Below are 15,542 nucleotides of genomic sequence, written 5' to 3' on the forward strand. Positions count from 1 at the left end.
ATTAATTTGTCATATATCTGCAATTCATTTTTTCCTGTTTTTGAAGAAGAAAAATAAATATATAGTTTCAACTATTTGATTGTCTAAAGATTGTATAAATAGAATATATACTTTGAGGTAATTGGCGAACTTACTATCTAACGTACACATTTTTAGTGGACAGTAATGTCTTTATATATTTAATTGCTTTGCCCGATACTCTTTAGGAGGGCATTGAGATATTTTGGTAAACAGACGGGTAAATTGAGCAGGATTATAAATACCTACACTTTCTGCTATCTGCATAATGCTCATACGAGATGTCAACAATAATGCTTGTGCTCGCTCTATGCGTTTCATTTGAATAAATTCACAGGGAGACATACCCATCACTTTCTTAAAAATCTTAGAAAAATGATTAGGGGTGAGATATACTAATTGGGCTAACTCAGTTACAGCAATGCGTTTGGTTAAATGCTTGTTTATATATTGAACCACTACATCAAGTTTTTCATATGAATTATTGGTTGTGGGTTGCTTTACACTATTTACTGTTACAAAGCGGGAGAACAATTGCAATAGAATGCCGTTACTTTCTATTGATTGAGCCATATAAGAAGAATCTTTTTCATGAAACTCATATATTGTCTTATCATTATCATAATACTGGGGATCTGAAACAACAAGCGACTTTGATGGATTTATATTCAAATAACGTTTAATTAAATTAATATCCGTCGTATGAGCTACTATTTTAAAGTTCATCTGCATAGGGCTCGGTATCCCGACACTTCCTGCCATATCATCAAAAAAACAGATATAATAATGATCCATAAAATCGTCGCACTCATAACTATGAAATGTAAATTTAGGGATTAAGAAAAGAGTACCAGGAGTCAATTCATACAAAAGATTGTTGATATATACTTTCCCTTTTCCTTTTTCTACATAATACAATCGATAAAAAGGACTAATCACATTTTTATAATTCCACCAGGTCCCGACACGTTTGAATCCTGTATAAATCATTGACAAAAAGAGTGTATTATACATAGCTAAAATCATCATAAAATGAATAATACTACAATATTACCGTTTTATTCAGAAAAAACAAAAATTGTGGAACATATAATAAAATGCAAAACTCAAAAAAAGATAATTATTTAACTATCTTCTTCTTGTTTTCTGATATTCCATTGGACCGGATAGATTTATACAAACAGTATTGGCCGTATGTATTTCCAGGTAGGGTTTCCAATATTCAGCTAAAATTTCCTGTAAGGATTCAATCTCCAGTCTTGAAGTCAGTTCCTGACGGATAGCATTGACGATTTTTATTGATTGCCACCGATTTAGTCGTCAAACTGGGTTTTCGGGGAAATATCTAAAGATAAGAAAAATCCAACTAACTCGCTATGAATTAGTTGGATTTAACTTTAGGATTTTAATAATATCCCTGATTTTATGTATTTCCCGAATGTCCCTATTTAAAATTGGAGAAGTTAGTTAAATCTTTAATAGCCTCAACCTTTAAAAGTTGAGGCTATTTTTTTAGCCGTTATTTTCTTTTTTCATTCCATTCCGCCAATAATGCAGCATCCGGAATGATTATTTCTTTTCTGTGCAGTTCCAATAGCTTCTGTTCCTGCAAGGAATTCAGAACTTTGGATACATTTAATCGTGTATCATCTACACAGCGGGCAAAATCATCCATTTTAATCTTCATGATTTTCTCTCCCTGCATCCTTTCCGCATGAATCAGTATGAAATGAATAATTTTATCTTCTATATCCGTATATGCTTCATCCCACAAACGGCCATAGAGATTTTGAGCCCGGTTGCTGATGAAATTCATGTAGTTGAGACGGAATATTTCATATTTGAGCAGACCGGAAAGAACAAATGCTTTGCTGATGCTTATGGTGTGTGACTCCGTATGAGCTATGTAAGATGAAGCGTAGTTTACGTTCATACCAAACAGGGCATAAGGTTCAATCACATAAGGTGCTTCCATGTGCTCTATAAAAGTGAATAAATCATCCTTTGAGGTAGTTTGCAAAGAGAGTTCTCCTTTCAGTAGGAAAACCAACTGATTGCAGGGAGTTCCACTTCTTACAATCACTTCTCCGGCTTTATGCCTGGTGAAATGCAATTTTACCTTCTCCAGTATATTTGTGAAATCCTCGTGGCAAAGTCCTTGAAATAAAGGCAATTGCAACAAAGTGTTAAACATCGTTTCCATACAAGTATAATCTTCTAATTTGAAACAAATGTAGTTATAATCAGAGCTTGCTGTGATCATTTCGCTTCTCTTTTTGTTTTTTTTATTATTTCTTAATTGAACGTACTGATTGAAGAAAAAAAATATTGTAAAATGCATAAAAATAGATTATCTTTGCAGAAAAAAAAGGAGGAGCGATGTTTATAGAATTTAATTTTCAACAGATGATAAGTGCGTTTATCGTACTGTTTGCTGTAATTGATATTATTGGTTCTATTCCTATCATTATCAATCTGAAAGAAAAAGGAAAAGATGTAAATGCGATGAAAGCTACTGTCATCTCTTTTGTTTTGTTGATAGGTTTTTTCTATGCCGGTGATATGATGTTAAAGCTCTTTCATGTAGATATTGAGTCGTTTGCCGTAGCCGGTGCTTTTGTTATTTTTCTGATGTCTCTCGAGATGATTCTCGATGTAGAAATTTTCAAGAATCAGGGCCCTATTAAGGAGGCTACTCTTGTTCCGCTTGTCTTTCCTCTTTTAGCAGGTGCCGGAGCTTTCACTACCCTGTTGTCGTTGCGTGCCGAATATGCCAGTATCAATATAATCATTGCGTTGGTACTGAATATGATTTGGGTTTATTTTGTGGTGAGTATGACGGGACGTGTAGAACGTTTTTTGGGTAAAGGTGGTATCTATATCATCCGCAAATTCTTTGGAATTATTCTGCTGGCTATTTCTGTGAAATTGTTTATGAGCAATATTACATTGATGGTAGAGGCATTACAGAAACATTTGCCATAAAAAGAATCTTTAAAGATAGAATCTTGTTTTAAAGGAACAGAAATTTTATCTAAGTATCTGAATATCCTATTAGTAGAATGTATGCTTTTGTTTCGTGAAACAGGAGCATACATTTTTTTAACTTTTATCTTGTTGAGAGGTTACAATTGACAATTGATTACTTCATTGAATGTCTTCGTATAATCCGTATTCAACATTGCTTTATATTCATTGCAGAATGTGTCGAATATTGTTTTAGCCAAGCTGGTTCTGCCATTTTTATACAGTGCCTGGCATTTGAGAATTAATGCATACTCATCTGTTTTGTCGTGTGCAAACATGCTGTTGGCTATCTGAATTAATAATTCGTTGTTTCCTTTTATATATTCCTGTTTGGATAGGCTTATTGCTGTATCCAGTACGGAATTGGCATAATTGGACTTGAAAGAATCCAACCAGTCTGTTTGAACATATGGCAATAATTGTCCCGATAGTAGGTTTAAAGGCAAATTATTGATATTTGTTGCTGTGATAGGTTCGTTGTTTTTTACTTTGTCTATACAATTGCATACTTCTATATAGTCGCAATAAGTTTGGGTAAACTTAACAGACCAATAGGTACTTTCTTTCACAAGTTCGGCACCATCCAGCTTTTCCAGTAAGAGTTTCAATTTCCGAATATTCACCCGTCGGTTATTTTGGGCGCTTTCATCCATTTTGTCAAACCAAAGCAGTTCTCGCAGAGTGACGTTCGAAATTCCTTTCTTGTTATTTACGCTGTATAATATGATAAGAATCAGTAGTTGTTTCAAAATGGGAGTGAATGATTTGGTAATATCTATTCCATTCTTATCCCATACCTGGAATCCATCCAGAAAAAGAATGGATGACTTTCTGTGGACAGTTGGTTTAGGTTTATAATTCTCTTCTTCCGAAGTTGTTTCGTGGAGACGGTCCGTATTTGTAGTGACCGGAGAGTTGGGATTAAAGTTTCTTTTTCTTCTTCTTTTTCGATAACAGAAGTATATACAGCCCATACCTGCAATAATGCAGATTCCTACACTTATGAAGAATCCTATCGTTGCAGAATGTGCTTTACGTCCCGTAGCCGTTTGCAATGTATCTGCTATTTTTAAAGGCGGGTAAGCCAACGAGTATACGTTAATATTTGATTTATTGTTGTGGTTATAATTGGTTACCGCATAAAGTTGTGACTGCAAAGAGTCGTAGTAGAGTGTACAGAATGAATTTACATCGTTAAAGGTGAAAGGGATAGTATCTGCATAGTTCGTACAGTTGTTTCCACTATCCAGGTCGAAAGACTTTAGCAGGATATAACTGTTTGAGCAGTCATTCGGAAAACATAAAGCGTACAGTCTATTATTTTTTTCATCTGCAACGATATTATTACCGATAACGAAATTCTTTGTATCGTTGGGGATAGTCCACAATTTCTTTGTTTTGAATGTGTTGATGTCTATCGCATAAAGATCGTAATAATTGATGATTCCTAACTCTTGTTTTCCTTGTGGGTTACCACATCCTCCGAACACCAGTATCGTGTCTCTGTTTTTGTAACCTGATCCACTCAGATAACGTGGAGGTATTTCTTCACTGTACGATACCGATTTCCAATTATCCTGCGTCCGGCTCTTTTTAAGTATCTGGTTCTTATATTGATAATTACCGTATCCGCCAAAAATATACAAGCACGAGTCATTGGGAGATACAAAAGTATTGTGTTGAGAATATTCCGGATTTTTTATTTCACGGTCATCCCTCGTCCATGTGTTGTCCTTGAAATTGAAAATAGAAATCCATTTTAGGGTGTCAAAATCATATGACCATAACTCATTATAATCTGGATGATAAATGAGTTGGTTGTTTATTTCCGTATATGGAGCTCCGTGGGCAGAATAAATCGTATCTAATGTATTATCAATGGTCGAATAAACGAGAACAGATGAACTATTGGCAAAATAGATATTGCTTTTTGAAGGAGCATGACAGATTTGTGTATATATCGGTAATTCCAACGTCTTTTCTTTTACCCATTTGGTATGTTTGTTTATTTCCCATGTGGGGTTGGTTACTGTTGCCGGAATATGATGCAGACTGTCTGAACAGGAATATGGCTGATGTTCTTTCAACGGCCAGTATGCAATTGTTTTATTTTTACCGTCTGTAATTTTTATATTACGTATAGACATCGGAGGGACATCCGAAGAGTGAAATTTATCATGGTCGGAATACCCGAAATAGAATTTCACATTTTGGATATTTATAGGTTTATACCGGTCTTGCAACGTTTGATTATCGAAAACAAGCCGTAGACTGTCCGGATAGATTGAACACCGGATATGCACCCATTTATTCCATGTGTATTGCTTAAGTAGTTCTTCATCGAAAGCCAGATAGATGTTGTCACCTTCTATTAGATTCAGTGTTTTTTTCCCTGGTGTGATATTAGCTATTAAGTCAAAACTTTTTTCATTATCGACTATGATTCTGAAGACGTACCCGTAATTATGTTCTTCTGATCTGAACTTAATGTCGAAGTCTAATGTGAAGCCTTTTGATGCATCAAACTCAGGAGACAGGATAAGTGATGTTCTCTCTTCTTTAATGGCACTATGGGCAGCAAAATATAATCCGGATGAAATATTTTGTGATTTAAATAGTATCGGGTTTAATATTAAGAGCAGAAAAAGGATCGTTTTTTGCATAATACTCACGGTTGTTTCTATGCAAAGGTAATATGGTTTATGAGATTTGCAAAAAAAAGATTTATATTTTTGTATGACCTTTCACGGGATTATAAAAATTAATAAAATGTTAATGCTCAGGTTCTCCTTATTGGGGTCTGGGAGGGATTTGTTAATGAATTATTAATACTATCGTTAACGGTCAGGGGCTATTTTTGCTACTTGTTAATTAAAAAAGGAAATATGAAAAATGTTGTTACAGTATTGGGGTTGATGCTATTATTAGTGGCATGTAGTAATAAAGAAGAGTTTAGCGGCAATCCTATTGTTGAGGGATGGTATGCTGATCCGGAAGGAGTCGTGTTTGATAATGAGTATTGGATATATCCTACTTTGTCCGATCTTCCTCCCGGAGCCGATAGTGTAGATTTTGTCGGCTTGCAAAAGGAAACGCGGGCCATCCATCAGGTTTATAATGTCCAGACCTATATGGATGCTTTTTCATCCAAAGATATGGTACATTGGACTAAACATCCCAAAGTATTGTCTATTGAAAATATAAAATGGTTGGAATTTGCTTTATGGGCACCTTCTGTTGTTCAGGCGAATGGTAAATATTATCTGTTTTTCGGAGGTAATGATATACAGAATGACGAACAGTATGGGGGGATTGGTGTAGCCATAGCCGATCATCCGGCCGGTCCTTTTAAAGATGCTTTAGGTAAACCTTTGATTGATAAAATTGTGAATGGTGCCCAGCCTATCGATCAGTTTGTTTTTAAAGATGACGATGGTAGTTATTATATGTATTATGGTGGTTGGCACCATTGCAATATGGTAAAGTTGAGTCCGGATTTATTGAGTCTTGTTCCTTTTGATGATGGTTCGTATTATAAATCTGTCACTCCTGAGAATTATGTGGAAGGACCCTTTATGCTGAAACGGAATAATAAATATTATTTTATGTGGTCGGAGGGCAGTTGGGGTGGCTCAGATTACAGTGTAGCCTATGCTATTGCAGATTCTCCATTTGGTCCTTTTAAGCGTATCGGAAAAATATTGCAGCAAGATGAAAAAGTGGGTACAGGAGCAGGGCATCATTCGGTAATTCAAATTCCCGGAAAAGATGAATGGTGTATTGTTTATCATCGCCATCCGTTGGGGGATGCAGCTCCGAATCATAGAGAGGTTTGTATAGACCGTATGTATTTTGATGAGAATGGGTTTATAAAACCGGTGGAAATGACTTTTAAAGGTGTTGGTGTGAATAGATTGCCGGATTAAGCGCGAAGCGATAGAATATCATTGTTATTAGGGAGTGTTTATTTTGATAGGAGTGTATTTTCCTTACAAAATAAACACTCTCTATTTGGGATATTTATACCTGCTGTCATATCTTATGATTCTTTGATTGGTTACTCTACGATGAACGCCTCGTTTCTCTACGGAGATCGGGGCGTTTGTCGTAGAGAAACGACCCATTCCTCGTAGAGAAAAATATGCGGTTTTTAATTGTTTGTTAATCAGATCTTTATGTAAGTTGTTATTTGTCCTTAATTTTCAATTGCTTAAACCTGCGATTCTGTTTCTTTTTTGGGATTTTTATTGCTGAATTACTTACATATATGTCTGAGCTGAGGATGACTTTGATTCTTCATTACTAAATCGTTGAAGAAAAAATATACAGAGAACCGTTATTGATAGAGTCTATATCAATAACAGGCTTTTTCAAATAATAATGTGAATCGGTGGTTGGATATTTAGTTCAAACCTGATCCGAAAAGAGCTGAACTCACCACAGAGTTTCACAGAGTCTCACGGAGCACTATTTATCTGCATTTCAATAAAGCTTTAAAACTCTGTGGAACTCTGTGTTACTCTGTGGTGAAACCGTTCATACTTGAACTTATATCCCTATCTCTCGCTGTATCCCTCCTTATGGAAAGCGGTTAATGTCTTGTTAATGTTTTCAATTCGGAAATGTACTCTGAAAGCATTTGTAGCCCCGATTATTAATGTTCTGTTAATGGTTTCGTTAATTGCATCAACCTATTTTTGCATCAAACAAAAAATAAAAACGATACCATGAAAAAAGTTCCTTTAATTGTGTTCTTATCTGTTTTACTTATATCATGTAGAAGTAAAGAGGTGGTTACCGATTCTGCTTCTTTTTCTCCGGTTGATTATGTGAATCCGTTGGTTGGCACATTATCCAAATTTACATTATCTACAGGTAATACCTACCCGGCCATTGCACTGCCTTGGGGAATGAACTTCTGGACACCACAAACGGGAGATATGGGATACGGATGGACCTATTGCTATACTGATGATAAGATAAAAGGATTTAAGCAAACGCATCAGCCCAGTCCGTGGATTAATGATTACGGTCAGTTTTCTTTGATGCCGGTGACCGGGGCTAAAAAGTTTCTTCAAAACGAGCGGGGAAGTTGGTTCTCTCATAAGGCTGAAACGGCAAGACCTTATTATTATAGTGTCTATCTGGCCGATCACGATGTGAAAACAGAGATAACCCCGACAGAACGTTCGGCTTACTTTATGTTCACTTTTCCGGAAAGCGAAGGTTCATATATTGTAGTAGATGCATTTGATAACGGCTCTTTCATTCAGATAGATGAAGAACACAATACGATAACCGGCTATACAACGAAAAATAGCGGAGGAGTGCCGGATAATTTCAGAAATTATTTCGTGATGAAATTTGATAAACCTTTCGTCACGGCAGAAGTGTGGAGTGGAGATAAAATTATAGAAGGTAAAAAAGAGGTAAAGGATAACCATGTCGGAGCTGTATTAGGATTCAAGACAAGCAAAGGTGAAAAGATTGGTGTGAAGGTGAGTTCTTCTTTTATTAATGAAGAGCAGGCCTGGTTGAATTTAGAAGAAATAGGTAATAAAGATTTTAATGAGGTAAAAGGTGCAGCCCGGGATGCTTGGAATGATGTAATGAACAAAGTGAGAGTGGAAGGTGGTACGGATGAACAACTTCGTACTTTCTACTCTTGCTTATATCGTTCCTTGTTGTTTCCACGTAAGTTTTATGAAATAGATAAATCTGGAAATATTGTCCATTACAGTCCTTACAACGGTGAAGTGAAGAGTGGATATATGTATACTGATACCGGCTTTTGGGATACGTTCCGTGCTTTGTTTCCATTCTTGAACCTGATGTATCCTTCCGTCAACAAAGAAATTCAGGAAGGGTTGGCGAATACTTATAAAGAAAGTGGATTTTTACCCGAATGGGCCAGCCCGGGACACCGTCACTGTATGGTGGGTAATAATTCAGCTTCTGTTGTGGCAGATGCTTATTTGAAAGGATGTCAGGCAGAAGAGATCAGCCTGTTGTACGAAGCCGTTCTGCATGGAGCGAATAATGTACATCCCCAGGTTCCCTCAACTGGAAGATTAGGATATGAATATTACAACCGATTGGGTTATGTGCCTTATAATGTAGGTATTAATGAAAATGTTGCCCGTACTTTGGAATATGCTTATGATGACTGGTGTATCATGAAACTGGCGCAGAAACTAAATCGTCCACAGGAAGAAATAGACCTTTATCGGGAAAAAAGTAAAAACTACCGGTTCGTTTTTGATAAAGATAGCAAACTGATGCGTGGAAAGAATGAAGACGGCACGTTCCAGTCTCCTTTCAGTCCGTATAAATGGGGAGACGCTTTTACCGAAGGCAACAGTTGGCATTATACCTGGAGTGTATTCCATGATGTACAGGGACTTATCGATCTGATGGGAGGAAAAGAGGGTTTTGTATCTATGTTGGATTCAGTTTTTGTGGTCCCTCCTGTCTATGACGACAGCTACTATGGACAGTGTATCCATGAAATAAAGGAAATGCAGATTATGAATATGGGCAATTATGCACATGGCAACCAACCGATTCAGCATATGATTTATCTCTATAATTACGCCGGACAACCCTGGAAAGCACAATATTGGTTAAGGGAAGTAATGGATAAACTGTATACCCCTTATCCGGACGGATATTGTGGAGATGAAGACAACGGCCAGACTTCTGCCTGGTATATATTTTCTGCTTTAGGTTTTTATCCGGTATGCCCGGGTTCTGGAGAGTATGTAATGGGAGCCCCTCTCTTTAAAAAAGCGATTCTTACGTTGGAAAATGGAAAACAGGTTATTTTGAATGCTCCCGACAACACAAATGGAAATAGATATATACATTCCTTAAAAATAAATGGCAAGGAATACAACCATAATTGGTTGAAACATGAGGAATTAATGAATGGTGCTGTTTTTGATTTCGATATGAGTCATACACCAAATACGCAACGGGGAGTGAATGATGAAGATTTCCCTTATTCTTTAACTAACGAAAATAAATAAGAGCATAAATGAAATTACAGAAATTTTTATTGTTAAGCTCTCTCATGTGCGCTTTCGGGTGTACTGGTGCAGACAAACTGGAAATTATAAATCCGGTGGGCTTATAAAAACAGCCCTTCACTTTTTCAGTGTTTATGGTTTTTGATGGGAAATGAGAACTAAAATATGTAGAGATAACCTTTGATGGCGTTAGCACAAAAAGCTGGAAAATTTAATAGGGGAATAATATTATGAAAAATATTTTTGTTTATGGAATGCTGTTTTTGTTGTTTGGTTGCTATAAGGTAGCTGGGCAAGAGGTGATCGGGCTTTATGATCTGCATTATACTTTAGAAACCGATTTATCAACTTCTGAAGGACGTGATATAGCTTGGGACGATGTACACGTCGTTTCAGCTTTGCAAGGAATTGTCAATCGAGATGTTCCACAACTGTATGTTTTTTTTGTAGATCGTGATCATTTGGATATTGATAAATATTGGCTGAATAAATATCGTAAGAAGGGACAGTGGTTGTATCGAAAAGAAACAATAACTTATAATACTATTGAAGATTTAGTATCGGCTTATGCCGGATATGTAAAAGGGGTGGTACTTTATGATGAAAGAGTTCCGTCTACAAGTAACGTAGCTTCTGCTGTTTCAGGTGTTGAAGACCTTTTGCCGATACGTTATGATCCTGCTCCTGAGAGTTTGTATAGTCGCTTGGTTCTGGGTGGTCCCCAATTAAAAATAAAACACAGATTAGTTAATGAAGATGGAAGTGTTATGTTTACGGGATTAGGGGTGATTCCGGGCACGAATAGAAATAGTACGGGATCTATAAAAAATGATCCGTACATTTGGTATATAGAGAATTATATGAAAACAGGGAAATGTAATACGGAATATGCCGCTTATTATCTGGATCAATATTGGAAGCAAAACCCTGGTGTCACAGTACGGAATCATCATACCCTTTCTAATCATGATTTCTTCATTAGTAAACGAGCTTTCTTTTTCGATTTATCACCATGGGGAGACGAACCAGCAACGGACGAACCGTTCCAAAAGGTCGGAACTGATCTGGCAACCCTTAAGGAAATGCTATTGTTGGCTTATCAGCAGAATAAAGGGAAAAAGTATTGTTATATAGGTGGTTTCCCTTCATGGGCATTTAAATATACAAAACATGCCGGAGGTATTCATGATGATGTTCCTACTGAGTGGGAGTTTTTACGTCTTATCAGTGCCTACAATGCTTTTAAAGATGCCGATGCAATTGCAATCGGTGCATTGGCAAATGCATCTTTCTGGCAGCATTTCCCTTTAGACAAACAGTATTTGCAGTCATGGGTTACTCATGATGAATTGAAACAAAGAGGGCTGTTGACTTCAGATGGTAAGGTTGACATGAAAGGAAGGAACTTTCTTATTTTTTATGTTGGGGATTATGATGCTTCATCCTGGGTGAGCCAATTTACTTCACTTACCTGGGATGATCCTAATAGAGGTAAAGTTCCGATGATGTGGGCTATAAGCCCGGTATTACAGGAGCGTGTACCTCATGTGTTGCATAATTTTAGAAAAACTGCTACTAAAAATGATTATTTTGTTGCCTCAGACAATGGAGCCGGATATTTGAGTCCCGGAATGTTACAGGAACCTAGACCTATTTCAGGATTACCTTCTGGATTACAATCGTGGGCAGAGCATTGTAAACCTTATTATGAAAAATGGGGATTGAGTATTACTGGTTTTATTGTCGATGGCTATGCTCCTGGTTTAAATTGGGAGGGAATGGAATGTTATAAATCTTTTAGTCCTAATGGAATTGTTCCTCAAAAACTATCTTCTCTGAGTATGCTTTTTAAAAATATGCCCGTGTTGAGATCGGATTACGATATTAATGATGTTAATCCTAAAGAAGCAGCGATAGCCATTGTCAATAGAATAAAAGAAAGGGGAGAATTACCTTTTCATTGGTTTAGAAATATAATAAAATCTCCTACATGGTATGTACAGGTGGTGGAGGAGATGAAAAAAATGGATAAGAGTATCTGTTTGTTGGATGCACCGTCTTTTTTTGAGCTTTTACGGATTTATTTAAAGGAAAATGCTCCTTTTGCAGGTGGGACAGGGAGCAGAGAAGATCCTTTTCTTATTTCTACTCCGCAACAGTTTGATAATATACGGAGATATAGAAGCCAATGCTTTCAGTTAGTTAATGATCTTGATTTTTCTGATTATGTCCGGGAGGATGGACAAAGTTGGTGGCCTTTAGGAGAATGGGGGAGTGGAGATAAAGCATTGGAGCGTTTTAGTGGCTTCTTTGACGGTAGCGGGTATTCGATTAGGAATTTGTCGGTAGAACGAAAAGCTCATGATCTGAGTATTTTTGGAGTGACAGAAGGAGCGGAGATTGTAAACTTGAAGGTTGAAAATTGTAAGATCATTGGAGAAGGACGTTTAGGGGTTCTAACTGGAGCTACATTTTCTACAAAGATAGAACAGGTGTGTGTACTTAATAGTCAATGTGAAAACAGATTATCGGACCATGGGTCGAATGCCGGAGGACTGACAGGACCACTTTACAGGTCGGTGGTAAAATCTTGCTCTATACAGGGAGGTAATGTCTATGCGAAAGATTGTGTAGGAGGGATATCCAGCTCCATGAGTAAAGATAGTAAGATTATTGATTGTTACTCAAATTGTCGGATAGAAGGAATTATAAATGTTGGAGGAATGACCGGAAAAGTGAATTGAAATAGAAAGACTAATACATTAATGTTTTGTTAATGCTTTTGGAATAAAAAGATGCTTTACATATGCTTGTATCATCGATTATTAATGTATTGTTAATGTTTCTGTTAATCTTCGAAACCTATTTTTGCATCAAACAAAAATGTTATAATGAAAAAAGCTCCTTTAATTGTATTCTTATCTATAGTAAAAAAGGAAACTATCAAATCGATGATATTTTTTCCGGTGGACTATGTGAATCCGTTGGTAGGAACACTCTCTAAAATTACGTTATCTACGGGAAATCCACCTTCTTTGAAAATAGATGGAAAAGAATATAATCATAATTGGCTGAAACATGACGGACTACTGAATGGTGTGGTTCTTGATTTTGACATGAACGCTTCATCGAGTATGCAACGGGGGAAAAATGTTAAAGACTTCCCTTATTCTTTAAGTAACGAAAATAAATAAACATAGATGAAATTACAGAAGTTTTTACTATTAAGCTGTTTCATGTTTACTTTGGGCTGTAGTAACATGGATAAATCAGATGTTATGGAACCAGTAGCTTATGTGGATCCGTATATTGGAACCGGAGGACATGGGCACACATTTTTAGGAGTTGCTACTCCGTTCGGAGCAGTACAGATCGGTCCTAATAATATAAATAAAGGGTGGGATTGGTGTTCAGGGTATCATTACTCTGATTCGATTGTAATTGGTTTTTCACATTTACATCTCAATGGAACTGGCTGTAGTGATACTGGTGATCTGTTGTTTATGCCATATACAGGGAAAGTGCGTACACAGCCGGGTACCCAGGATGATCCATTATCCGGTTATGCTTCTTATTATTCTAAAAGTAATGAGAAGGCTTTACCTGGATATTATGAAGTACTATTAGAGACCCACCATATAAAAGTAGAATTGACAGCATCAGATCGGGTTGCCTTTCATAGATACACTTTTCCGAAGATTGCAGAAAAGTATGTGATGATTAATTTAAAAGATGCTAATGGAGACGATCGTCCTACTGATACTTATTTGGAACAAGTGAATGATACTACTGTCAGAGGGTATCGTTGTTCTACAGGATGGTCTAAACAGCAGCAGGTTTATTTTACAGCTGTTTTCTCCGAACCGGTACATTTGGCTTTGTATCATGATTCAATATCGGTACAAGGAAGCATTTTACAGGGAGTAGATGTGAAGGGAAATATAATTGTTGCATCTGATGTAGAGAAGCTTGACATGAAAGTGGGAATATCTCCGGTAAGCATGGAGAATGCAGCAGCTAATATCCAGCAAGAAATAGCGGATTGGAATTTTGAACGGATTGTCGGTGAAACAACAGCCAAATGGAATGCTGAATTATCCAAGTTGCAGGTGACGACTACAGATACGGTAGCAAAGCGTATTTTTTATACAGCCTTATATCATGCTTTTATACAACCTACCATGTTCAACGATTATAATAAGGAATATAGAGGTACAGATAAGAATGTGTATGGTGACCCGGGTTTTACTAATTATACTGTATTCTCACTGTGGGATACGTATCGTGCAGCTCATCCGTTGTATACATTGATACAACCGGGACGTGTCCCCGATTTTATTAATTCAATGTTGGCTATTTATGAACAGCAAGAACGTTTACCGGTGTGGCATTTGTATGGCTCAGATACAAATGAAATGATTGGTATTCAGTCAGTTCCTGTTATAGCAGATGCTATATTGAAGAATGTGAAAGGGTTCAATTACGAACGAGCTTATCAGGCCATGAAGGCTTCAATGATGTCTGATTATAAGGGATTATCGTATGTGACAAAGCTTGAATACATTCCTGCAGATAAAGAGAAAGAATCAGTGGCCAAGGGGTTGGAATATGCTATTGCTGATTGGGGAGTAGCACAGGTAGCTCAAAAGCTGGGTAAGGTGGAAGATTATGAATATTTTTCAAAACGTGCCTTGGCTTATCGAAAATATTGGGATGGGGAGACACATTTTTTCAGAGGTAAAAATCAGGATGGCTCTTGGCTTACCCCGTTTAACCCAGTTCATTCAACTCACCGGAATGATGCTTATTGTGAAGGAAACGGCTGGCAATATACCTGGCTGGTACCTCATGATGTGGAAGGCTTGATTTCTTTGTTTGGCGGTGAGGATGCATTTGTTTCAAAATTGGATAGTTTGTTTTTAGTTAATGCCGATTTGGGTGATGAGGCTTCTCCTGATATTTCCGGTCTGATCGGGCAATATGCACATGGTAATGAACCTGGGCACCATACAGTATATCTTTATGCATATGCCGGTCTGCAATGGAAAACAGCAGAGAAGGTAGATTATATCTTGTCACGAATGTATAGTGATTTACCGGATGGTTTACAGGGGAATGAGGATTGTGGGCAGATGTCTTCCTGGTATGTATTTTCTGCATTAGGTTTTTATCCGGTCAATCCTTCTAATGGAATCTATGTTTTCGGTAGGCCGATTTTTGACAAGGTTACTTTGAAATTACCAGAAAATAAGATATTTGAAATAAGTACGATAAACAATTCAAGGGAGAATAAATATATCCAGTCTATTAAGTTGAACGATCTACCGTATAATAAATCTTATATCTCTCATGCCGATATAATGAATGGTGGAACATTAGTTATTACAATGGGAAATGAACCGAATAAGGGATTTGGGGCGGATATGGATTGCCGTCCGAAATCCACTATAAAATAAGTGTATTATTAAT

General features: G+C 36.9%; 9 protein-coding genes and 1 pseudogene. 6 read left to right on the forward strand and 4 right to left on the reverse strand.

Features of this window, described 5'->3' with window-relative positions:
* Positions 1 to 171: 171 nt before the first annotated feature.
* The 3 genes and pseudogenes from HCG69_RS14230 to HCG69_RS14235 form a co-directional block, all read right to left on the reverse strand.
* Positions 172 to 1,047, reverse strand: coding sequence for an AraC family transcriptional regulator (locus HCG69_RS14230; RefSeq protein ID WP_255586027.1), 876 nt, complete (start codon positions 1,045 to 1,047; stop codon positions 172 to 174).
* Between the two features lie 153 nt (positions 1,048 to 1,200).
* Positions 1,201 to 1,314: pseudogene (locus HCG69_RS20875) on the reverse strand (transposase); the annotation flags it as partial.
* Positions 1,315 to 1,537: 223 nt separating this feature from the next.
* The gene (locus HCG69_RS14235; protein ID WP_221650617.1) at positions 1,538 to 2,221 is read right to left on the reverse strand and encodes a Crp/Fnr family transcriptional regulator; all 684 of its coding nucleotides are present in this window, start codon (positions 2,219 to 2,221) and stop codon (positions 1,538 to 1,540) included.
* Positions 2,222 to 2,397: 176 nt separating this feature from the next.
* On the opposite strand from HCG69_RS14235, the gene HCG69_RS14240 reads away from it, so the two are divergent.
* Complete coding sequence (locus tag HCG69_RS14240) at positions 2,398 to 3,003, forward strand: MarC family protein (RefSeq protein WP_221650583.1); 606 nt, start codon at positions 2,398 to 2,400, stop codon at positions 3,001 to 3,003.
* A 140-nt stretch (positions 3,004 to 3,143) separates the two neighbouring features.
* Here HCG69_RS14240 and HCG69_RS14245 read toward each other — a convergent pair whose 3' ends face one another.
* Positions 3,144 to 5,708, reverse strand: a complete 2,565-nt coding sequence (locus tag HCG69_RS14245; protein ID WP_221650584.1) for a hypothetical protein — start codon at positions 5,706 to 5,708, stop codon at positions 3,144 to 3,146.
* A gap of 222 nt (positions 5,709 to 5,930) precedes the next feature.
* Here HCG69_RS14245 and HCG69_RS14250 point away from each other — a divergent pair, with 222 nt between their 5' ends.
* The 5 genes from HCG69_RS14250 to HCG69_RS14270 all read left to right on the forward strand — a co-directional run bounded on the left by HCG69_RS14250 (position 5,931) and on the right by HCG69_RS14270 (position 15,529).
* A complete protein-coding gene (locus HCG69_RS14250; protein WP_221650585.1) occupies positions 5,931 to 6,971 on the forward strand; it encodes a glycoside hydrolase family 43 protein in 1,041 nt (346 codons plus the stop codon).
* Between the two features lie 801 nt (positions 6,972 to 7,772).
* Positions 7,773 to 10,073, forward strand: coding sequence for a GH92 family glycosyl hydrolase (locus HCG69_RS14255; protein WP_221650586.1), 2,301 nt, complete (start codon positions 7,773 to 7,775; stop codon positions 10,071 to 10,073).
* Between the two features lie 254 nt (positions 10,074 to 10,327).
* On the forward strand, positions 10,328 to 12,817 hold the full coding sequence (locus HCG69_RS14260) for a GxGYxYP domain-containing protein (RefSeq protein WP_370634153.1): 2,490 nt from the start codon (positions 10,328 to 10,330) through the stop codon (positions 12,815 to 12,817).
* Between the two features lie 147 nt (positions 12,818 to 12,964).
* The gene (locus tag HCG69_RS14265; protein ID WP_221650587.1) at positions 12,965 to 13,267 is read left to right on the forward strand and encodes a hypothetical protein; all 303 of its coding nucleotides are present in this window, start codon (positions 12,965 to 12,967) and stop codon (positions 13,265 to 13,267) included.
* 6 nt (positions 13,268 to 13,273) lie between these two features.
* Positions 13,274 to 15,529: a GH92 family glycosyl hydrolase gene (locus tag HCG69_RS14270; protein ID WP_002559499.1), complete on the forward strand. Its 2,256-nt coding sequence runs from the start codon at positions 13,274 to 13,276 to the stop codon at positions 15,527 to 15,529.
* Positions 15,530 to 15,542 lie beyond the last annotated feature (13 nt).

The sequence above is a fragment of the Bacteroides sp. K03 genome (assembly GCF_019734355.1).
Lineage (GTDB): Bacteria > Bacteroidota > Bacteroidia > Bacteroidales > Bacteroidaceae > Bacteroides > Bacteroides nordii.